This window comes from Silicimonas lutimaris, from assembly GCF_047314965.1.
Taxonomy (GTDB): Bacteria; Pseudomonadota; Alphaproteobacteria; order Rhodobacterales; family Rhodobacteraceae; genus JAVJUV01.
Window position 1 is genome coordinate 73,759 of record NZ_JBLBVK010000051.1, and the last position, 20,719, is coordinate 94,477.

At 59.1% G+C, this 20,719-nt stretch carries 21 protein-coding genes, 1 tRNA gene and 1 pseudogene; 10 read left to right on the forward strand and 13 right to left on the reverse strand.

What is annotated here, in order from left to right; genetic code table 11:
- The first annotated feature begins 2 nt into the window (after positions 1–2).
- The gene (locus ACKLNI_RS12620) at positions 3–314 is read left to right on the forward strand and encodes a P-II family nitrogen regulator (RefSeq protein ID WP_413719432.1); all 312 of its coding nucleotides are present in this window, start codon (positions 3–5) and stop codon (positions 312–314) included.
- 363 nt (positions 315–677) lie between these two features.
- On the forward strand, positions 678–1,022 hold the full coding sequence (locus tag ACKLNI_RS12625; RefSeq protein ID WP_413719433.1) for a hypothetical protein: 345 nt from the start codon (positions 678–680) through the stop codon (positions 1,020–1,022).
- A 107-nt stretch (positions 1,023–1,129) separates the two neighbouring features.
- Here the strand turns inward: ACKLNI_RS12625 and ACKLNI_RS12630 are convergent, their stop codons facing one another.
- The 5 genes from ACKLNI_RS12630 to iolD all read right to left on the reverse strand — a co-directional run bounded on the left by ACKLNI_RS12630 (position 1,130) and on the right by iolD (position 6,984).
- Entirely contained in the window at positions 1,130–2,152 is a 1,023-nt protein-coding gene (locus ACKLNI_RS12630) for an aspartate-semialdehyde dehydrogenase (protein WP_413719434.1), read from the reverse strand.
- Positions 2,153–2,441: 289 nt separating this feature from the next.
- Entirely contained in the window at positions 2,442–3,272 is an 831-nt protein-coding gene (locus tag ACKLNI_RS12635; protein WP_413719435.1) for a class II fructose-bisphosphate aldolase, read from the reverse strand.
- Complete coding sequence (locus ACKLNI_RS12640) at positions 3,269–4,126, reverse strand: 5-deoxy-glucuronate isomerase (RefSeq protein ID WP_413719436.1); 858 nt, start codon at positions 4,124–4,126, stop codon at positions 3,269–3,271. Before ACKLNI_RS12640 ends, ACKLNI_RS12635 begins: the two co-directional genes overlap by 4 nt.
- A 12-nt stretch (positions 4,127–4,138) precedes the next feature.
- A complete protein-coding gene (gene iolC, locus ACKLNI_RS12645; RefSeq protein ID WP_413719437.1) occupies positions 4,139–5,119 on the reverse strand; it encodes a 5-dehydro-2-deoxygluconokinase in 981 nt (326 codons plus the stop codon).
- Positions 5,119–6,984 carry a 3D-(3,5/4)-trihydroxycyclohexane-1,2-dione acylhydrolase (decyclizing) gene (gene iolD / locus ACKLNI_RS12650; RefSeq protein ID WP_413719438.1) on the reverse strand — a complete coding sequence of 622 codons (1,866 nt, stop codon included), beginning with the start codon at positions 6,982–6,984 and terminating at the stop codon, positions 5,119–5,121. Before iolD ends, iolC begins: the two co-directional genes overlap by 1 nt.
- A 124-nt stretch (positions 6,985–7,108) precedes the next feature.
- On the opposite strand from iolD, the gene ACKLNI_RS12655 reads away from it, so the two are divergent.
- Genes ACKLNI_RS12655 through ACKLNI_RS12665 form a run of 3 tightly spaced genes read left to right on the forward strand, consistent with a single transcriptional unit; the run spans position 7,109 to position 10,271 of the window.
- The gene (locus tag ACKLNI_RS12655; RefSeq protein ID WP_413719439.1) at positions 7,109–8,212 is read left to right on the forward strand and encodes a Gfo/Idh/MocA family protein; all 1,104 of its coding nucleotides are present in this window, start codon (positions 7,109–7,111) and stop codon (positions 8,210–8,212) included.
- 19 nt (positions 8,213–8,231) lie between these two features.
- Entirely contained in the window at positions 8,232–9,125 is an 894-nt protein-coding gene (locus ACKLNI_RS12660; protein ID WP_413719440.1) for a TIM barrel protein, read from the forward strand.
- Positions 9,126–9,137: 12 nt separating this feature from the next.
- Entirely contained in the window at positions 9,138–10,271 is a 1,134-nt protein-coding gene (locus tag ACKLNI_RS12665; protein WP_413719441.1) for a Gfo/Idh/MocA family protein, read from the forward strand.
- A gap of 42 nt (positions 10,272–10,313) precedes the next feature.
- Here ACKLNI_RS12665 and ACKLNI_RS12670 read toward each other — a convergent pair whose 3' ends face one another.
- The 3 genes and pseudogenes from ACKLNI_RS12670 to ACKLNI_RS12685 all read right to left on the reverse strand — a co-directional run bounded on the left by ACKLNI_RS12670 (position 10,314) and on the right by ACKLNI_RS12685 (position 12,829).
- On the reverse strand, positions 10,314–11,312 hold the full coding sequence (locus ACKLNI_RS12670; RefSeq protein ID WP_413719442.1) for a LacI family DNA-binding transcriptional regulator: 999 nt from the start codon (positions 11,310–11,312) through the stop codon (positions 10,314–10,316).
- A gap of 318 nt (positions 11,313–11,630) precedes the next feature.
- A pseudogene (locus ACKLNI_RS21360) lies at positions 11,631–12,339 on the reverse strand (IS6 family transposase).
- Positions 12,340–12,739: 400 nt separating this feature from the next.
- A tRNA-Ser gene (locus tag ACKLNI_RS12685) sits at positions 12,740–12,829 on the reverse strand.
- A 474-nt stretch (positions 12,830–13,303) separates the two neighbouring features.
- On the opposite strand from ACKLNI_RS12685, the gene ACKLNI_RS12690 reads away from it, so the two are divergent.
- Positions 13,304–13,681: a hypothetical protein gene (locus ACKLNI_RS12690; protein WP_413719445.1), complete on the forward strand. Its 378-nt coding sequence runs from the start codon at positions 13,304–13,306 to the stop codon at positions 13,679–13,681.
- 63 nt (positions 13,682–13,744) lie between these two features.
- On the opposite strand, the gene ychF is transcribed toward ACKLNI_RS12690, so the two are convergent.
- The 4 genes from ychF to ACKLNI_RS12710 all read right to left on the reverse strand — a co-directional run bounded on the left by ychF (position 13,745) and on the right by ACKLNI_RS12710 (position 16,624).
- A complete protein-coding gene (ychF, locus tag ACKLNI_RS12695; protein ID WP_413719446.1) occupies positions 13,745–14,842 on the reverse strand; it encodes a redox-regulated ATPase YchF in 1,098 nt (365 codons plus the stop codon).
- A gap of 70 nt (positions 14,843–14,912) precedes the next feature.
- The gene (locus tag ACKLNI_RS12700) at positions 14,913–16,133 is read right to left on the reverse strand and encodes a DEAD/DEAH box helicase (protein WP_413719447.1); all 1,221 of its coding nucleotides are present in this window, start codon (positions 16,131–16,133) and stop codon (positions 14,913–14,915) included.
- 71 nt (positions 16,134–16,204) lie between these two features.
- A complete protein-coding gene (locus ACKLNI_RS12705) occupies positions 16,205–16,366 on the reverse strand; it encodes a hypothetical protein (protein ID WP_413719448.1) in 162 nt (53 codons plus the stop codon).
- A gap of 48 nt (positions 16,367–16,414) precedes the next feature.
- Positions 16,415–16,624, reverse strand: coding sequence for a hypothetical protein (locus ACKLNI_RS12710; RefSeq protein WP_413719449.1), 210 nt, complete (start codon positions 16,622–16,624; stop codon positions 16,415–16,417).
- A 98-nt stretch (positions 16,625–16,722) separates the two neighbouring features.
- On the opposite strand from ACKLNI_RS12710, the gene ACKLNI_RS12715 reads away from it, so the two are divergent.
- From ACKLNI_RS12715 to arsB, 3 genes are read left to right on the forward strand one after another with little or no spacing between them, the layout of a single operon-like run.
- Positions 16,723–17,397, forward strand: coding sequence for an SDR family NAD(P)-dependent oxidoreductase (locus ACKLNI_RS12715; protein ID WP_413719450.1), 675 nt, complete (start codon positions 16,723–16,725; stop codon positions 17,395–17,397).
- 54 nt (positions 17,398–17,451) lie between these two features.
- Positions 17,452–18,243: a tryptophan synthase subunit alpha gene (gene trpA / locus ACKLNI_RS12720; RefSeq protein WP_413719451.1), complete on the forward strand. Its 792-nt coding sequence runs from the start codon at positions 17,452–17,454 to the stop codon at positions 18,241–18,243.
- 17 nt (positions 18,244–18,260) lie between these two features.
- Positions 18,261–19,268, forward strand: coding sequence for an ACR3 family arsenite efflux transporter (arsB, locus tag ACKLNI_RS12725; RefSeq protein WP_413719452.1), 1,008 nt, complete (start codon positions 18,261–18,263; stop codon positions 19,266–19,268).
- A 67-nt stretch (positions 19,269–19,335) separates the two neighbouring features.
- Here the strand turns inward: arsB and ACKLNI_RS12730 are convergent, their stop codons facing one another.
- Complete coding sequence (locus tag ACKLNI_RS12730) at positions 19,336–19,584, reverse strand: DUF167 domain-containing protein (RefSeq protein ID WP_413719453.1); 249 nt, start codon at positions 19,582–19,584, stop codon at positions 19,336–19,338.
- Between the two features lie 30 nt (positions 19,585–19,614).
- Between ACKLNI_RS12730 and ACKLNI_RS12735 the strand changes: the two genes are divergently transcribed.
- Positions 19,615–20,715, forward strand: a complete 1,101-nt coding sequence (locus ACKLNI_RS12735) for a class II histone deacetylase (protein WP_413719454.1) — start codon at positions 19,615–19,617, stop codon at positions 20,713–20,715.
- Positions 20,716–20,719 lie beyond the last annotated feature (4 nt).

Sequence of the window (20,719 nt, forward strand, 5' to 3'; positions counted from 1 at the left end):
TCATGAAAATGCACGAGGCAAAACGCGTCGAGATCATCATCGAAGCAGCGCTGGCACGGCGACTGACTGACGCGCTGCGCGGTGCCGGAGTAACCGGGTACACGATACTGCCCGTCTTGGGTGGCTCCGGCCGTTCGGGCCAATGGAGCCGTGACGCCGAGGTTTCCCGGGCATCGGGAATGGTCGCGGTCGTTTGCCTCATTCGCCCCGACCGCTTGGACCCATTGCTTGACGCCGCTTTCGCGGTCGTGGAGCGTCACATCGGCGTCGTGTCGGTAACAGACGCCGGTGTACTGCGCGCCGAACGGTTCTAGTTAACTGTGGCGTGTCAGCGGACGGGAGCGGACTGAACGGAAAACCGGGACCGCGTCTTCGCGCGAAGTACGAACCGAAACGGTAGCGCGCTCAACCACCAGCTTGGAGACTGTTACGAAAGCTGATTTGGCATTCGACTGCTTCGAAAAACGGGCAAAGGTCATAAGACGCTCTCCTCAGTACTTGTTACAACAACAAATCGCCTAGCTCAGAGCCGAGGCGAATAGATAAAGACACCCGAGACCTTGCTAGTCTCACTACGATCGGTTGCATCCGTTGCGTGGTGCGCAACTAAACCTCCGCGGTGTTGAGGTGCGGAACCATCATTCGAAGTTGACTCAAAGATCAGAACACTTGCCTTCATGGTCGCATCCAGATTTGCAATTTCAGGGGTCGTCGATGCAGAGACGCCAACCGTGGAGATCATCCTTCCGAGCGATGTTCCTGCGGTGGTTGCAATGATGGTCTTCATCGTGCGCATCCTGAATTCACGGGCCTTTCGAAACACAATCTTGAGGCGAAATGTGGCAAGAATGTTGCTGAAATGTGGCCTGAATGTGGCGGGTGCAGGCCAGAACTATGGACTGTCACAAGATTTCGCCGAATTTCCGCCTTATTTTCTTGCCCTCGGTTGCCCGGGACCAACTCGCCTCCAACCATGCGAGGGGGCCGAAAAAATTAAGGTCCAAAAAAAACGCATTTCGTAACGGAAAACAATCCGATCCAAATGTCGCTCGCTTTTTCCAAAACTCAAGACAATAGAAAAGGGCCACTCCGTGGGAGCGGCCCTTCTTGTCAGTTGATTCTCTCAGAATCAGGCCTTTTGCAGCACCCGGTTGCCAAGAAGCTCAGCGATTTGCACAGCGTTCAAAGCCGCACCCTTACGCAGGTTGTCGCTCACACACCAAAAGTTGAGTCCGTTATCGATCGTCGAATCCTGCCGGATCCGGCTGATGAACGTCGCATAATCTCCGACGCACTCCACCGGGGTGGCATAGCCGCCTGCTTCCCGCTTATCGATGACCATGATGCCCGGACTTTCGCGAAGAATATCCCTGGCTTCATTCTCATCCAGAAACTCTTCGGTCTCGATATTGATTGCCTCGGAGTGTCCGACAAATACCGGCACCCGTACGCAAGTCGCCGTGACCTTGATCGAGGGATCCACAATCTTTTTGGTCTCGGCAACCATCTTCCACTCTTCCTTGGTCGAACCATCTTCCATGAAGACGTCGATATGCGGAATGACATTGAAAGCGATCTGCTTCTGGAACTTCTTGGGTTCACGCTCCTGACCGGGCACGTACATTCCCTTAGTCTGGTCCCAAAGTTCGTCCATGCCATCCTTACCGGCGCCAGAAACCGACTGGTAGGTGCTGACGACAACTCGCTTGATCTTTGCCCGGTCATGCAGGGGTTTCAGCGCAACGACCATCTGTGCCGTCGAGCAGTTCGGATTCGCAATGATATTGCGGTTCTTCACCGCCTCGATCGCATCCGGGTTCACCTCGGGCACGATCAACGGAATGTCCGGGTCGTAGCGATAGAGCGACGAGTTATCGATGACTACGCAACCGGCCTTCGCGGCCTTGGGGGCGTAAATCTTGGTGGCATCGGAGCCGATGGCAAAAAGTGCAATATCGAAGCCGGTGAAATCGAATGTGTCGAGGTCTTTGGTCTTCAGTGTCTTATCGCCATAGCTCACCTCGGTTCCCAGCGACTTGCGCGAGGCAAGCGCCACAACTTCATCGGCAGGAAACTGGCGCTCGGCCAGAATGTTCAGCATTTCGCGGCCCACATTGCCCGTGGCGCCGGCGACAGCGACGCGATAGCCCACTTCGACCTCCTATGGATTAGGGACGCGCGCGTATAGCGCGGCTTTTTGGAAGAGGAAAGCGAAACCGTGTCGGCTTGGACTGGATCGAATTGGTCAGCCTGCACCTTTTCATAAGCGCTGGCCTGCGCAATTTTTTCTTCAAAGCAATATGCGGCTGCGTAGGGTTCGCAGAGGGAGTGCTTTTCGAGCGGTCACCGGGACACTCCGCATGTCGTCGACCTTGTCTGTCGCGATGGGCGCGCATGCCTCTGCCTTGAGCGCGCAGCCAGGACTGCCCACCTGCGATGCGCTATAAGCCCTTGAATGCCTGAAGAACGTGGCGAGTCGCTGCCACAAGCGGATCGTGCGTTTCTTTCAAAATTTGGACACGGTCAAATCGGGATGGATCTCGGTTTACGGCTTCGCGCAGGGCCTGACCGAAGGCCATCCGCAACTCCGTGCCGATATTGAACTTGCAAATATTTGAATTCCTGGCGAGAGCGCTGCGCTGGTCAAGCGGCACGCCGGAGCCTCCGTGGATCACCAGTGGAACGGAAGTCACCGCCTCAATGGCCCTTATCCGAGCCTCGTCGAGCCCACCCACTTTGTCGCGCTGCAAGTGGACATTCCCCACTGAAATCGCCATGGCATCTACACCTGTTTCACGCGCAAACCGTGCCGCTTCCTCGGGGTCGGTTCCCGCGGAGTCCTCGCCGCCGGAATAGCCGACAAAGCCAATTTCGCCTTCGCAGGACACGCCCACGGAATGAGCAATTTCGACAATGGTAGCGGTTTCCTTGATATTGTCTTCAAGCGTCTTTCGCGATCCGTCGAACATGACCGAGGTAAAGCCGCTGTCGATCGCGATACGGCAGTCCTCGATGCTGTAACCGTGATCCAGATGCGCAACGACCGGAACCGAAGCCCCTTCAGCTAGATACCGGAACATCTGCCCCAGGATAGGCAGCGGTGTATACTCCCGGCAGGAGGGTCCGGCTTGCAGGATTACCGGCACGTTCTCGGCTTCGGCCGCGGCCACATAGGCCCGCATGTCCTCCCATCCCAACGTCACCAGTCCGGCAACGGCATGGCCGTCGCGCAACGCAGGTTGCAGTACCTCGGAAAGTGTCGCGAGGGTCATTTGAACTTTGCCACCATGTCCAAAATGCCTGGAATCGTATGCAACTGTTCGGCATGCGTAGGTTGGAAATACTGCTTGAGGCTACGTTGGCTGAGGCCTCCGAGGATCGTGAAGTAGTACATCTCGTAGCCCGGCAAGGCCGCGCAGGGATGGTATCCTTTGTCCAAAAGAATCGTGGACCCGTTCATGACATGATAAGCGTCACCCGGTTTGTTGTCTTCCCGTTGCAGCATCTGCAAGCCGGATCCGTAGTCCGGCCGAAAGCGGAAATTGTAGGTTTCGTCATGGCGGGTCTCGATAATTTCGCCTTGATCGTCCTTGCGGTCAGTGTCGTGCTTGTGGCTCGGAAATCCGGACCAGCCGCCCTGACCCACTGTAAACAGTTCTGAAACCAGCAACCTCCCAACTTTGTCGTGATGGTTTGCGCCCAGGATGTGCTTGATCTTGCGGTGGGTCTTCGTGTCGTCAGAACCATATTGCACGACATCGAGATCTGCCGAGCGCACGTCGAAAGGCTCGAGAACCTTATCGAATCTTGCCCCGGCGATGAAGGTCTCGGTCTTGTCCGAAATGCAAGTGATCCGCACCTTGGCGCCAACAGGCGCGTAAACGCCCTCTGGCTCGCCATCCCAGACATCCACACCGCGGTTGCCCAAGCGCGCGAAAACCGCACCCTCTATGTCGAGATCTACGGTTCCGGTCGCCGGCACCACGCAGGTTTCGTAGCCAGGCACCGTATATTCGAAGACATCGCCCTTGGAGAGCTTGACGATGTTGAAATAGTTCAAAGGCACGAGTGCGTTGTCGACGTCAACAATCGGTTTGTTCTGGTTATCATGTGGCGCGATATGCATCGGCGTCTCCTCTCATATCTGGGTTGGGCCGTGATAGCTTGCCAAGAAGGCATCAAGCTCTGTCGTTGTCGGCATGGCTCCGGCGCAACCCGGTTTGGACACAACGATCGACGCACATGCCGACCCACGCAACACCGCTGTCCGAAGATCATGTCCTGTCGCGATTGACGCCAGAAGACCGGCCAGAAAGCTATCGCCTGCTCCATTGGGCTTAACGGCGGTCACCGGATAGATTCCGGTGCGAAACTCGTCACCCTCGACCAGCGTTATGGCGCCTTGCTGCCCCATCTTGTAGATCACCATCTTGCCGCGGGCGGCAAGTTCTCGAGCCTTTTCGAGACCCTTTTCGATACTGCCGGCCATGAAGCCGAACTCTTCGTCGTTTCCGACTATCAGGTCGCTTTCCTCGCCCGCGCGCGAGAGCACTTCAGAGGCCAACTCCGCCGAAGGCCAGCTATAGGGGCGATAGTCAATGTCGAAGATCACGGGCAGCCCTGCTTTTCGCGCATTCTCGAAGGCGCGGAATGTGGAACTGCGCGATGGCTCGGCGGCAAAAACGGTTCCTGCAGTGATCAGTGCTCCGAACTCACCGTAATCCACGCGATCGACATCTGCTTCCGTGACCTGAAAATCGACCGCGTTGTTGCGGTATATGCACAGTTGGAAATCCTCCATCGTGCTTTCGTACACAGCCAATGATACTCGATATTCTCCGCCAAGGCTTTTGACATAGCGCGTGTCGACGCCGTAGTCCTTCAGCTTGTTGATGCAGAACCGGCCAACATTGTCGTCGCTGACCGATGTCACGAGCGCCGACGCCATCCCGAGCTTGCAAAGCCCCGCGCAGATATTGGCGGATGATCCGCCCAAATCCGCGCGGAAGGTTTCGGCACGCTCGGCCTTCGTGCCAGGCGGATCGGCGAACATGTCCATCCCAGCGCGTCCGAAGACCGCAAAGCGTCCCTTCCCGATACCGTGCATGAGCCGCGACATTAAACGCCTCGCCGCTGTTTGTTTCGGGAAGACTCCCACTCTTCGTGCGCACGACGAACATTTTCGCTTTCGGTCACGTGGGGCGTCCCGACTTCCCACCAGGCGTGCCCCTCGGCCGTCCAACCTTGGTACGGGTCGACGTCCATAACGATGACATACGTCTTGTCGGAAGCCTTCGCGCGCTTGAATGCGTCTCCCAACTCTGTCGGGTTGGATACCTTTTCTGCTGCAGCGCCCATGGCCGCGGCGTGAGCCGTAAAATCGACCGCGAAGGGTACCGGGATCGTCGGGCAGTCTTTCAGGAGATTGTTGAAACTGTCGTTGCCTGTATTGTTCTGCAGTTTATTGATGACTGCGAAGCCACCATTGTCCAGTATCAGGACGATCATCTTCTTTCCCGACAAGACCGACGAATAGATGTCCGAGTTCAGCATCATGTAGGACCCGTCGCCGCAGAACGTGATCGTGTCCTGAGATGGCTCACGTTCGGCCTGCGCGATTCGTGCGCCCCAGGCCCCTGCGATCTCGTAACCCATACATGAGAAGCCGAACTCCACATCCACGGTCCCGATATCGAGTGTGCGCCAGTTAGCCGTGACCTCTGCAGGCAGACCGCCGGCGGCAGCGACTATCCTATCGCGCGGGTCGCATAGCGCGTTTACGACGCCGATGGCTTGGGCATAGGAATTCGGTCGGTTTCCATAGGACACGTTGTCGGCAACATAAGCATCCCATTTGCGTCGCTCCTCTTGAGCGAAGGCTACCCAATCGGCAGGAGCCCTGTAGTCCAACGCCCCCGTCAAAGCCCGCAAAGAAAGCTTCGCGTCTCCCACGACGGGCAGCGACATGTGCTTGCCTGCGTCGTGGCGCGCGGCGTTGATAGAAACGATCTGAGCATCTTTTGCGAATGCGGTCCAAGAGCCTGTAGTAAAATCCTGCAGCCGCGTTCCGACCGCCAAGATAAGGTCTGCCTTCTCGGCTAAAGCGTTTGCGCTGTTCGAACCAGTGACCCCAATCGGTCCAACATTGAGCGGATGCGTGGCCAGCATATTGGCCCGTCCAGCGATAGTCTCGACCACCGGGATATTATGGGCTTCGGCGAAAGCGGTGAGCTCCTCGACGGCACGGGAATATTGCACCCCGCCGCCAGCTATGATCATTGGTCGCACTGCGGCGCTGAGAGCAGAAGCCGCCTCAGAAATCTCATCTGCATCTGGGGACTGGCGGCGGATGCGGTGTACCTTCCGTTCGAAGAACTTCACTGGATAATCATAAGTCCAGCCCTGAACATCCTGAGGCAAGCCAATGAACGCCGGCCCGCAATCCGCCGGATCAAGCATCGTAGCGATCGCGGCGGGAAGCGATTGGATGATCTGCGCCGGGTGGCAAATTCGATCCCAGTACCGACTGACCGGCTTGAATGCGTCGTTTACCCCGAAAGTCGGATCGTTGAAGTTCTCCATCTGCTGCAGCACAGGATCCGGCAGCCGCGTGATGAAGGTATCGCCGCAGAGCATCAGCATCGGCAATCGGTTGGCATGTGCCAAGCCGGCTGCAGTCAACAGGTTAGCGGTTCCCGGACCGGCGCTAGCCGTGCAGAACATGAAGCGCTGACGTAGCCATTGCTTGGCGTAGCCCGCTGCGGCGAATCCCATGCTTTGCTCGTTCTGACCGCGATAAAGAGGAAGCTCCGCACGAAACTGATTCAGCGCCTCCCCGAGGCAGGTAACGTTGCCGTGGCCAAAGATTCCAAAGCCTCCGCCACAAAGGCGCATTTCCTCGCCATCGATCTCGATAAACTGGTTGGAAAGCCACCGGATGATCGCCTGGGCGGTCGTCAGAGTGATGGTCTCGTCATATGACATTCGATGCTAGCCCTCCCTGTGGAATTTTTCATCGCTGGCGAAATGCAGCTTGCGAGGCTTCGATTCCCACGATACTTTTTTTGCAACCGGTTGCAAATCGTATTTCAAAGTCGGAGCGTCTAGGATGTCACAGATCCGGATCGGTATCCTGGGTGGCGGCTACATGGGAAAGGCTCATTCCGTCGCCATGTCCGCCGTTGGCGCGGTTTTCAATACCGGTTTGCGCCCAAGACTTGAGATGATCTGTGCATCGTCCCCCGAAAGCGCCGAACGTTACCGCGCAGCATACGGTTTCCATCGCTCCACGCACGATTGGCGCACGCTCGTGAAGGACCCGGAGGTCGACGCCATTGTAATCGCGACACCACAAGAAATTCACCGCGACATCGCGGAAGCCGCCCTTGCTCTGGGGAAGCCAGTTTTCTGTGAAAAGCCCATGGGTGCTTCGATTGATGACAGCGCGGCAATGGTTGCGGCAGCCGAAGCCTCCGGCGTCGCCAACATGGTCGGGTTCAATTACATCCGCACCCCCGCCAGCCAGTTCGCACGGCAAATGATCGCAGACGGGGAAATCGGCGATATCACCTGGTTTCGTGGCGAACATACGGAAGACTTCTACGCTGATCCCGAGACTCCTGCTTCATGGCGAACAGAGGGCATGGCGAACGGAACGATGGGTGACCTTGCCCCGCATATGATCAACGCGGCACTTGCGCTGATAGGACCCATCACGCGCGTGATGGGGTCTTACGAAACGGTCCACAAAAGCCGCCCCGGTGGCCGCGTAACCAACGACGATCACGGGCAGATGATGTGCCGGTTCGAAAACGGGGCGATGGGGCATATGTATTTTTCGCGCATCGCGACAGGGCGGAAGATGGGATACGCTTACGATATATCCGGAACAAAGGGGGCGATCCGGTTCGATCAGGAAGATCAGAACGCAATCTGGCTCTACCGGGCGGAGGGTCGTGAAGCCGAACGTGGATTTCGCAAGATCCTGACCGGCCCGGCACATCCGGACTATGAACCGTTCTGCCAGGGTCCGGGGCATGGTACTGGCTACCAGGATCAGATCATCATCGAAGCGCGCGACTTTCTGCGCGCTATCGAGACAGGCGCCCCGGTCTGGCCGACCTTTCGGGATGGATACGAGGTCAACCGGGTAATCGCAGCGACTCTGGCCTCGGCTGACAGCGGCATTTGGACTGACATTCGGGACTTCTGAGGTTCGGAGACGAGAATCCATGACAATTCGAATTGGTAACGCGCCATGCTCGTGGGGGGTCGAGTTTGCAGACGATCCGCGAAATCCTGCATGGCGAACCGTTCTCAAGGAGTGCGCTGCGGCAGGCTATAAGGGCATCGAGCTCGGTCCTGTTGGTTTCATGCCGGAAGACCCGGCGATCCTGTCCGAAGCACTATCTGAACATGGGTTGCAGTTGATCGGCGGAGTGGTGTTTCGCCCCTATCATGATCCAAGCGCATGGGACGACGTGCTTGATGCTACGCACAGAACCGCGCGCGCGCTCAAGGCTCATGGCGCAGAGCATCTCGTACTGATCGACTCGATCTCGCCGCGCCGGGCTCCTACTGCAGGTCGGGCCTCAGAAGCCGAACAGATGGATTCGGGAGAATGGGCCACTTATCGAGACCGGATTGCGGAAAGTGCCCGTATCGGCTCCGAGGAATACGGCCTGACTGTTGGCATCCATGCCCATGCCGCCGGCTTCATGGATTTCGAGCCCGAGATCGAACGCCTTCTAAGCGAGGTCGATGAAAAGATTTTGAAAATCTGCTTCGACACCGGGCACCACTCCTACGCAGGGTTCGATCCGGTGGAGTTCATGGAGCGCCACGTTGGACGGATTTCTTACATGCACTTTAAAGACATAGACCCGAAGGTGAAGGAAAGCGTCATCGCAAACCGCACTGGCTTCTATGATGCCTGCGGCCAGGGAATATTCTGCAATCTGGGCCAAGGCGATGTGGACTTCCCGGCTGTTCGGCAGGTTCTGCTCGACGCGGGCTTCAAGGGGTGGTGCACTGTCGAACAAGATTGCGACCCGACACTCGACGTCGCTCCCGAGGAGGACGCGCGAGCCAACCGCGAATACCTCGAGTCTATTGGTTTCAAATAGGGACACAGAATCATGACGAAACTGAAATGGGGTATGGTCGGCGGCGGCGAAGGCAGCCAGATCGGCCCTGCTCACCGACTAGGTGCCTTGGCGGATGGGCACTTCGAGTTCGCAGCAGGAGCCTTGGACCATCGCCCCGAGGTCGGGCGTGCCTATGCGCAAAAGCTGGGGATTGCGGAAGATCGCGCCTATGGCGACTGGACCGAGATGCTTGATGGAGAGAAAGACAGAGCGGATCGGATAGACCTTGTCACCGTCGCGACGCCTAACGCCACGCATTTCGAGATCACGAAGGCCTTTCTCGAAGCGGGATTCAACGTGCTGTGTGAAAAGCCGATGACCATGACCGTCGAAGAGGGCGAAGAGATCGTTCGCGTGGCGGAAAAATCCGGCAAGATATGTGCGGTGAACTACTGCTACTCTGCCTATCCGATGGTACGGCAGGCCCGCGCCATGGTGCGCGCAGGCGAGATCGGCAAGGTGCGCCTCGTGGTTACAGCATTCAGTCATGGTCACCACGGCGATGCAACCGATGCCGACAACCCACGAGTGCGCTGGCGTTACGATCCAACCATGGCTGGCATATCAGGGCAGTTCGCCGATTGCGGAATCCATGCGCTGCATATGGCAAGCTTTATTTGCGACGATGAGGTTGAACGCCTGTCGGCGGATTTTGCCTCGACAATTGCGAGCCGCGTTCTGGAGGACGACGCTATGGTGAATTTTCGCATGGCTGGCGGCACGGTCGGGCGACTCTGGACTTCCTCGGTCGCCATCGGACGACAGCACGGTTTCGAGATTCAGATCTTCGGAGAAACCGGCGGATTGCGATGGGCCTCCGAACAGCCCAACCAGTTGATCTATACGCCGGTCGGCGGCCGCACTCAGATCATCGAGAAGGGTGAAGCGGGCCTGCACAACGACGCACAGCGCCTTTCCCGCGTGGCTATTGCTCATCCGGAGGGCTTCCCACTGGCTGTAGCGAATATCTATTGCGACCTGTCCGATGCTATTCGAGGCGAGGTACGTGATGGCTTGCCGAACGCGTCCGACGGCGTCCGGTCGATGGCCGCGGTTTTCGCAGCTGTTGCTTCTGCAAAAGACGGCGGGAACTGGAAAGACGCTCGCCCGCCCATGTTCCGTTAAAGCGTTTCGCGGCGGGCCGTCATTGCCGGGCCGCCGCAAGACTCAGGGCATGGGTCTAAGCGTTCCCCGCTCGACAACCGAACAGGAATAGATCCGGGTTTCCGGTCTGCGGTCAGGCTCGGCGAGAAGTCCTACCATAAGCTCGATCGATGACGATACGATCTCTCGGATCGGTTGGTGTATTGTGGTCAGGTTGATGTTTTCCCAACGCGCCATTTCCATATCGTTGAGTCCGATTATTCCCACGTCCTTCGGGCACGAAAACCCGCTGTCGGCCACGGCGGAAAGCGCGCCGATCGACAGTACGTCGTCACCGCAGAAATACGCTTGTGCAGCACGGCCCTTTAGCAGCCGCAACATCTCGCGGCGACCGGCGTTGAATGAATACGCCGATGCGAATGAACAACTTGCTTTGACTCCAGAGTGCGCAGCAACTTCGGACATGAACCCAGTATAGCGATCCTGGGTGGAAGTCGCACTTTGTGGCCCTCCCATGAAACCGATGTCAGTGTAGCCATGTTCAATTAGTGTGCGAGCCGCCATTTGGCCTGCTGCCTTGTTGTCGATGCCGACAACATGGACGCAGGGCGAAGATGAGTACCGCCCGAACGCGTGTACCACCGGCACGCCGGCGTCCCGGAAGGCGCTAGCAAAATCTGGTGGCAGGGTAGACGAAGCAACCACAACACCATCGACAGAATACTGCTGTAGCATCCGAATTGACTGCTCTGGCTGGGATTCATCTGATAGATTTACCAGAAGCGGTCTCAGGCCGCGATCTTGCAACCCGCGAGTGAAAAGGTCGAAAACCTCGAGAAAAATTGGGTTGTGAAAGTTGTTGGACACAAGGCCGATCAGCTTTGTCCGCCCTGTCGTAAGCGACGAAGCAAGGGCATTCGGACTATAGCCTAGCTCCTTCGCCGCCTTCTCGACCTTGCGACGCATTTTTTCAGAAACGGAGGCGCCTTCGGTAAAAGTGCGGGAAACGGCCGACCGTGAAACCCCGGCACGTTCTGCCACTTCTTTGAGTGTTACCGCCATCTATTCCCGACCAATACATGTCTCCGTACTCGCATCCACAATAATCGACCCACAGACTTGTCCTAGCAAGATCTCTGCCAAACGTTTTTGCAATCGGTTGCAAAAAATTGCGCGGGCAAATACTACTGATGCGAGAATGAGGACCTCACTCGACCTCTATGCGCGCTCTGCCTGAGGAGAGAACTCTGGTCTGTCGCTGACTATGCCGTGCCACGCCGGGTCTGAGCGGACAGACAACTTCACGTGGCGCATAAACGCGCGTGCGGGTGCTGGCAGACAAATTCGAACCAGTCTCACCAAGGGCCGTATGGCTGTCCCTTATGCCGCGCAGTGACCGCGCCATTCAGCAAAAGCGGCGGTCCCGTTGACCTTGAAAGGAGCGCTACCTGAGGGGCCGCGTTCCTGGGTGAAAAAATGGTTCGAGACAGTGGTGCGGCCGGCGGCGAATTTCTGAAGACTTCGCAAGCGCCGGAACCAAAGCATCGCCCTCTTCCGTCGTCGGGTGGGGAGATGTCAGTTCTCGGCTCGATTGTTTACTAAGCGGCCCGTTCTACTGCCGCATCTCCGCACCCGGGTGCTTCAAGGGGGGCACCATAGAACCGGAGCTTATCAGTGACGACGGTCTCAAGGAGACCATGCTTATGCATTGCTTTCTTAAGGAATTTCAACGCGGCCTTCCTGTCCCGTGTCTTGGTAACGAATCTCACCGGCATTTCGCCTTCGTGATCAACAGCCCGCCAAAAGTGGTGCGGTTTGCCGTGGACCTTCACGGACGTCTCGTCGCGGTGCCAACGCCACTCGCTTGAGTCACGCCCTGGATGCTTCGCTTGCGCACCGCGGAGACGGACATCGGCCCCAGTCGATGCCGCGAATAACGGGTCGTTTCGTGGCTCACATCGACGCTCCGTTCGTGCAGCAGGTCGTCGACGTCGCGAAGCGAAAGCGGGGAACGGACGTGGAAGATTACCGCAAGACGGATGATCTCGGGACTGGTCTTGAGGAACTTGAAAGGGACGCGCTTGGACATGCCGGACGTTTACGAAACCACCCTATAGCCGCTCAATCCACGTTCTTTTGAAAGTGCCCCGCATGTCACGCCGCAGGGTGAAGCAGATGCAGGCCGATCTCCTGGCATCCCGTTTTACCGGTTCCCCACGACCTGGCATCACATATGTCGACAAGAATATTCGGATGCAGTCGCGCGACGAGGCTTTCGCCTGCTTCGAAACCGCCAGAAGTCAAGTGCAACGCCTGAAGCCGCACCCGATAACCGCATCGCGCCAAAAGCTAAACAGAGACTCGGGCCGCTTTACGCAGCTATTTAATCTGCAACTTCAAGTCTCTAAGGGCATCGGATCACGCAATCCGCGGGAAAAAAGCCACAATACCAGAGACATGAAGCAATTAAAAATCAATGCATTATGTGGTGGCGGAGACGAAGGGATTCGAACCCTCGAGACGGTTTCCCGTCTACTCCCTTAGCAGGGGAGCGCCTTCGACCACTCGGCCACGTCTCCGTTGGCGGGTCTAGCGAAGGTGGCGGGGCACGGCAAGGAAAAAGCTGAGCCTTTGCAATCGTTGGACATGTCTTCTAGGAATCGCGTTGCCAGGAAATGGCTTATTTCGGCATCGTCGCTAACTGTTCCACGTGACGAAGCGAGCACCAAAAGGCCTGGCTTGGGTTGGAATGCAGGGCCGACACTCCGTTCGGGCTGTCATGGCAAGGCGTTCACGTGTTGTCGTGAAGGATCAGTGAACCGCTGATCCAAAAGACCTGACAGGTCCCAGAGACGATTGGCGAGCGCTTCAAGCGTCTGGTGCGGCCCGGTGACGACAAGTCGCGGATAAGTCGTCTGAACAGAAAGGAGGCTTAGGCTTTTTTGTTCCAGGCATCCCATTCGAAAAGATCAACAATTTCCACCCATCCTGAAAATTGATGCTATTTTGGGCAGGTGACCGGAATACCGGCACCAAGGGATGGGAAGACAATCATGAACATTTCACGCAGTTTCGTGCTTGCGGGCACGGTCTTTCTTGTGATCGGTATCGGGTTCGGAATTCATATGGGTGCCAGCGGCAAACACGACTTCGCACCGCTGCACGCTCACCTGAACCTTCTTGGGTTTGTGTTGCCAATGGTTTTCGCTCTGACCTACCGGAGCTATCCGGCAATGGGCGAAAGCAAGCTGGCAGGCTACCATTTCTGGCTGCACATCGTGCCGTCAGCTGTGCTGCTGGTGATGTTGTTCCTGCTTCTCGCGGGATCGATCACCGAGGCCAGCATGTTCCCGATAGCGCCGATTGCGGAGTTGCTGATCTTCGTCGGAGTGCTCTTGTTCCTCGCGAACGCGGTGAAGAACGCCTTCTGAGTTTAATGCGCCGCCGGTCAGGGCGCTGACCGGCGGCAATTTGTCTGACCCCTGGGTCGCGGATCAGGCCGAGTGCAGGAAATGCAGGACATCGCCGTCCTTGACCATGTAGGTCTTGCCTTCGGCGCGCATCTTGCCCGCTTCCTTCGCTCCCTGCTCGCCGCCCAGTGCAACGTAGTCGTCGTAAGCGATGGTCTCGGCGCGGATGAAGCCCTTTTCGAAATCGCCATGGATGACGCCTGCGGCCTGAGGGGCCAGCGTGCCCTTGGCGATCGTCCAGGCACGGGCCTCTTTCGGGCCGGCGGTGAAATAGGTCTGCAGACCGAGAAGCTGGTACCCCGCGCGGATCAGCCGGTCGAGACCCGCTTCTTCAAGCCCAAGTTCTTCCAGGAACATCTCGGCCTCTTCCGGGTCGAGCTGGCTGATCTCCTCCTCGATCCTCGCTGAGATCACGACACTGGCCGCCCCCTGCTCTGCTGCCATCTGGGCCACGCGCTCGGAATGCGCATTGCCCGTGGCCGCCTCGTCTTCAGCGACGTTGCAGACGTAGAGCACGGGCTTGGACGTCAGAAGCTGAAGCATGCCCCATGCCTTGCGGTCTTCGTCCGCCACCTCGATTGTACGGGCTGGGCGACCGTGCTCCAGCGCCTCCCGCGCCTGTTTCAGGAGACGCTCCTGGGCGACGGCCTCCTTGTCACCGCCGCGCACCTTACGAACGAGATTCTGGAGCCGCTTCTCGATAGATTCGAGATCGGCGAGCATGAGTTCCGTCTCGATCGTCTCGGCATCGGCAATGGGATCGACCCGGCCCTCGACATGGGTCACGTCACCATCCTCGAAGCAACGCACCACATGAGCGATGGCGTCGCATTCGCGGATGTTGGCGAGGAACTGGTTGCCAAGACCCTCGCCCCTTGACGCGCCTTTCACCAGGCCTGCGATATCGACGAAAGTCATGCGCGTCGGGATCACTTGTTTCGAGCCCGCGATCTCGGCGAGTTTCTTCAACCGGGCATCGGGCACCGCCACCTCGCCCACATTGGGTTCGATGGTGCAGAAGGGAAAGTTGGCGGCCTGCGCAGCCGCCGTGCGTGTCAGCGCGTTGAACAGCGTCGATTTCCCGACGTTCGGCAATCCGACGATTCCGGTCTTGAAGCCCATTGGCCGCTCCCTTGATTAGCACGGAGCCTGTATCGTCCGTACCGTTGGGGGGCAAGTCCCCGCAACGGGACTAGGCCGCCCGTTTCATCTGCTTGCCGCCTCTGTTTCCGCTCCGCCGGCGCGACTTTTGCGGCCGGGTAGTTTTCGAGGGTGCGCGCAATGCCTCCCAAGGCGTGCCTCCGGCAACGGCAATGTCGGCCCCGAGGAGCTTCTGGATGGCGCGCAGTTCCGAGGTTTCTTCAGACGAGCAGAACGCGATCGCACGACCCGATGCCCCGGCGCGCGCCGTGCGGCCGATGCGGTGGACGTAGTTCTCAGCAACGTTTGGCAGGTCGAAATTGTAGACATGGCTTATGCCATCGATATCGATCCCACGGGCAGCAACATCCGTAGCCACCAGAACGTCGATCTCCCCGGTCTTCAGCGCCTTCAGCGCCCGGTCACGCTGGCCCTGGCTTTTGTTGCCGTGGATCGAGCCGGCGTTGAAGCCGTCTTTCTCGAGCTGCTTCATGAGTCGCTCGGCGCCGTGCTTGGTACGGGCGAAGACCAGCGAGCGTGCATTGCCCTTCTGCGACAAAAGCTTGGACAGGAGTCCTAGTTTGTCGGGCTGCGCCACGAAATACACCGACTGGTCGATCTTGTCCGCAGCGACACCCGGCCGCGCGACTTCCACGCGAACGGGATCTTTCAGGTAGTCGCGTGAGAGATCCGCCATCAGTTTGGGCATCGTGGCCGAGAACAGCATCGTCTGACGTTCTTTCGGCAGAAGGGGCGCGATCTGCCTCAGCGCATGAATGAAACCCATGTCAAGCATCTGGTCGGCCTCGTCGAGGACGAGGAAGCGGGTTGCGCCAAGCTGAACGGCCTTGCGGTCCAGCAGGTCGATCAGGCGGCCGGGCGTTGCGATCAGCAGGTCGGAGCCGCGTTTCATGGTTTCGACCTGGCGGTTGATCGATCCGCCGCCGACGACCAGCGCCACCTTCATGTGCGAACCGCGTGTGAGGCCAACCATCGTGTCGAAGATCTGCCGTGCCAGTTCGCGGGTCGGCGCCAGGATCAGGCCGTGTGCATGACGCGGCGCAGGCTTGACGCCCCGCGCGTTCAGCGTGTGAACCAAGGGCAATCCGAATGCCAGGGTTTTGCCGGTCCCGGTCTGGGCAAGGCCCATCACGTCGCGGCCTTTCATGGCGTGAGGAATGGCCTCGGTCTGGATCGGCGTGGCGGTGGTAATGTTCTGTTCGGCCAGACGGGCCGTCAGTCGGGGCGCAAGGCCCATGGTCTCAAAAGTCATATTCGGTCTTTCTCCGGTGCTCTTGACCGGATGAATCGGTTCCCCGCATCGCGGGCTTGCGATGCGCGGGTTTATCTCAGGTGCGCGACGGTCAGGCCCTCGTGGCCCGCTGCCGGTCGCGTCATTCCCTGCGTGATGTGGGAAACTGTCGAATAACGTTCGCGCTTCGGGTCTCTTCGAACCCTCTGCTCACGCGGCAGAACGTCGACGTTGCAGCGCCTATCGCCGGTCATCGTCGATAAGTCAAGAACATTGCCCTTTGGCTGCTATTGGCGAAACGGTCAATCGCCGTTGCGGTAGGCGCGTTCGCGTTTGTCCTCACGTGCCTGGAAGATGATGAACCAGGCCAACAGGATGAACATTGGATGGGTCAGCCCGCCCGAAAAAAGGAGCGCCGGAATCCAGATCATGAAGACGACCACGCCGAGGAACGGGCGTCCGGCGGCGATGATCGAAATGGGGGGCAGCAAAAGCGCGACAATGTAATTCATGGCCAAATATGTGGGGCAGGCTTGGCCTTCTGTCCAGTGGTGTCGACAATCATACATCTGCCGCTAGTGTCTGCACAGTACCGAACCGAAGGAAGACAATGGCGGACTTGGCGATCATTCTGGGCGTGGGCCCGAACCTAGGGCAGGCGCTGGCGCGACGCTTTGCTGCCGGAGGATGCGACGTGGCGCTGCTGGCGCGTGATGGCGACCGGCTGGCCAAACTCGCCGGCAAGATCGAGGCAGAGAGCGGACGGCGCGTCGAGGGCTTCTCGGCGGATGGCACTGATCTTGACGAATTTCGCGCAGCGATGGACCGGGTGATGGCGACCATGGGGCCGCCTTCCGTCTTCATCCACAACGTCAGCCGCTGGATCGCAGCCAAGGCACCCGAACTGGACCCTAAGGTCATGTTGAGCGAACTGGCTCTTGGCCCGGGGGCTGCGCTGACAGGGGCGCAGGCCGTTCTGCCCGCGATGGAGGCAGCGGGTCGTGGCACAATCCTTTGGACTGGAAGCCGCATGGCACTGGTGCCCGAACAGCAGGGCGCGGCCCCAGCACTGGCCACGGCGAAAGTGGCATTGAGAGGTCTAGCTCTGGCCGCCGCGCCTGCCTTTCACGAGCGGGGCATCAACTTTGGAACAATTACCATAAACGGGGCAATCAAGGGAGGCACCCGGTTCGATCCGGCAAGGATCGCTGAGGTCTTCTGGCAAGCCCACACCGCCCCTCGTGCAGAGTGGACGGCGGAACGGGTTTTCGACGGCGGTGATTGATCTTGCCCGCCGCTTGGTGCAGATGGGGCGTCGAACCAAACCGGTGAGGCTGCCATGACCCGTATCGAAGCGAAATTCGCCGCGCTGAAGGCCGAGGGCCGGAAGGCGTTCGTCTCTTACGTGATGGCGGGCGACCCGGACTATGCGAGGTCACTGGAGATCATCAAGGGCCTGCCCGGCTCCGGTGTGGATATCATCGAGATGGGCCTGCCCTTCACCGACCCGATGGCAGACGGCCCTACGATCCAGCTGGCCGGACAGCGCGCATTGGAGGCGGGACAGACGCTTCCGAAAACGCTGCAAATGGCGCGGGAGTTCCGTAAGGGTGACGACACCACTCCGATCGTGATGATGGGCTACTACAACCCGATCTATTCTTACGGCGTCGACCGTTTTCTCGTCGACGCCAAACAGGCAGGGATCGATGGTCTGATCGTCGTGGACCTGCCGCCGGAAGAGGACGAAGAGCTTTGTATCCCGGCGCAGAAAGCCGGATTGAACTTCATCCGGCTGGCCACTCCGACGACAGACGACCGTCGTCTCCCCAAAGTGATGCAGAACACGTCCGGGTTCGTCTATTACGTCTCGATCACCGGCATCACCGGCGCCGCCAATGCTGTTGCGGGCGAAGTCGGACCGGAAGTTGCCCGGATCAAGGCGGCAGGCAATCTGCCCGTCATCGTCGGCTTTGGAATCAAGACGCCCGAGGCTGCACGCGAGATCGCCAGCGTGGCGGACGGCGCCGTCGTGGGTTCAGCCATCGTCGAGAAGATCGCCGACGGCCTCTCACCAGCGGAGGTCTGCGCCTTCGTAAAGGGACTGGCCGACGGAGCGCATTCGGCCTGAACGCAAGGCCATCGGGCATGAGTATTTTCGAACGCTACCTTTCGCTTTGGGTCGCCCTTGCCATGGCGGCAGGAATCGCGATCGGAAACCTGTTTCCCGGATTGGTCGAACTGGCGGCAGCGGCCGAGATCGCGAAGGTCAACATTGTCGTCGCCGTCCTGATATGGGCCATGGTCTATCCGATGATGGTTGGCGTCGATCCCGGCTCGCTGGGTGGTGTCTTTCGCCAGCCCAAAGGTCTGGCGATCACTTTGGTGGTGAACTGGCTGATCAAGCCCTTCACGATGGCCGCCCTGGCGGTCCTGTTCTTCGACGTGGTCTTCGCAGATCTGATCGCGCCGGACGACGCCCAGATGTATATCGCGGGGCTGATCCTCTTGGGTGCGGCGCCCTGCACGGCGATGGTCTTTGTCTGGTCGCAACTAACTCGCGGGGACGAGAATTATACGCTGGTGCAGGTCTCGGTGAACGACCTGGTCATGGTCTTCGCCTTCGCGCCCATCGTCGCCGTGCTGCTGGGCGTGACCGACATCGAGGTTCCGTGGGAGACGCTGGTGCTGTCCGTGGCCCTGTTCGTCGCCTTGCCGCTGGTCGCCGGGATTGCCACGCGGAGACGGCTGGGGACTCCTCCCGCAATCGAAGCGTTCCGGGGCAAGGCCAAGCCATTCTCGGTTCTCGGCCTGATCGTGACTGTCGTGATCCTGTTCGGGTTCCAGGGACAAACCATCCTTGAACGGCCGCTCATCATTCTCCTGATCGCCGTTCCGATCCTGATCCAAAGCTACGGGATTTTCGCATTGGCCTATGCGGCCGCCTTCGCGATGAAGGTTCCGCACAGGATCGCAGCACCCTGCGCGCTGATCGGAACATCGAACTTCTTCGAACTTGCCGTCGCAGTTGCGATCAGCCTGTTCGGACTCAACTCGGGCGCAGCGCTGGCCACCGTCGTGGGCGTTCTGGTCGAGGTGCCGGTCATGCTCTCGCTGGTGGCATTTGCGAACAGGACTCGGAACCACTTCAGCTGAGGCATGAACCTTATCCCTCGGGGTCTCTGCCCTCGAACCCCCGAAGTATTTTCGCCAAGAGGAAGGATCAGTCGATTCGGAACACCTTGTCGCGCGCGCTCTGACCCCGGACGAGAGTGAGCCGGGACTTCGCGATGCCGAGCGATTTGGCCAGCAGGCGTCGGATCGCCTCGTTCGCCTTGCCATCTTCTGGCGGCGCGGTGACGTAGGCGCGCAGCGGATCGATACCGTCGTCGATCCGGTCACGCGAGGCTTTCGGTGTCGCGCGCACGGCAATCGTCGCGCCGGGCTTCACCCTGTCGGAAAGGTCGGTCATGGTGGCCAAGAGTAAATTGGGGAGGCGCACATGGCGACGGGGTTTTTCTGGGACGAACGGTGTTTCTGGCACTCGGGCGGCAACTACAGCTTCATGGCCCCCGTTGGTGGCATGGTGCAGCCGGCCTCCTCGGGCGGATTGCCGGAAAACCCGGAGACCAAACGACGGCTTAAGAACTTGCTGCATGTCAGCGGACTTTGGGCGGAACTGACGACCCGTAGCTCGGAACCAGCAACCGAGGAGGACCTGAGGCGCATACACCCCGAGGGTTTCCTGTCTGAATTTCGCGCCATCGCCAAGGCGGGCGGCGGCGAAACGGGCCTTCGAGCACCCTATGGGCCCGACGGCTATGAGATCGCGAAGGTCTCGGCGGGCCTTGCGAAAGGCGCGCTGTTCTCGGTTCTGGAGGGTGCGACTGCCAATGCCTACGCGCTCTCGCGTCCGCCGGGACATCACTGCCTGCCCGAATGGCAGAACGGGTTCTGCCTCTTGGCGAACATCGCCATCGCCATCGAAGCCGCGCTGGCCGAGGGCAAGGCGGAACGCATCGCGGTACTGGACTGGGACGTGCATCACGGGAACGGGACCGAGGCAATCTTTTATGGACGGGACGACGTGTTGACGGTGTCGTTGCACCAGGAGCGGAATTATCCTCTGGACACCGGCGATTTCGCCGACCGCGGCACCGGACGCGGCACGGGGGCGAACCTGAACGTGCCACTGCCGCCCGGAACAGGGCATCGCGGCTATCTTATGGCATTGGACCGGCTTGCCTTGCCCGCAATCCGAGCGTTCCGGCCGGATGCGATCATCGTGGCCTGCGGGTTCGATGCCGGCGCCTTCGACCCGCTGGGCCGGATGCTGGCGATGCAAGAGACCTTCCGCGAAATGACCCGCGCCGTGATGGCGCTGTCGAACGACGTCTGCAAGGGGCGCTTGGTGATGGTGCATGAGGGCGGATACTCCGAGATGCATGTGCCATTCCTCGGCCATGCCGTACTGGAGGAAATGTCCGGCAGTGTCATTCGGGCCGTCGATCCTTTTGCTGATACGTTGGCAAAACGGCAGCCGGGCAAGGCGTTCGACCGATGGCTGGATGACATGCTGGGCGAGATGGCGGTAGCGATGTAGCCGC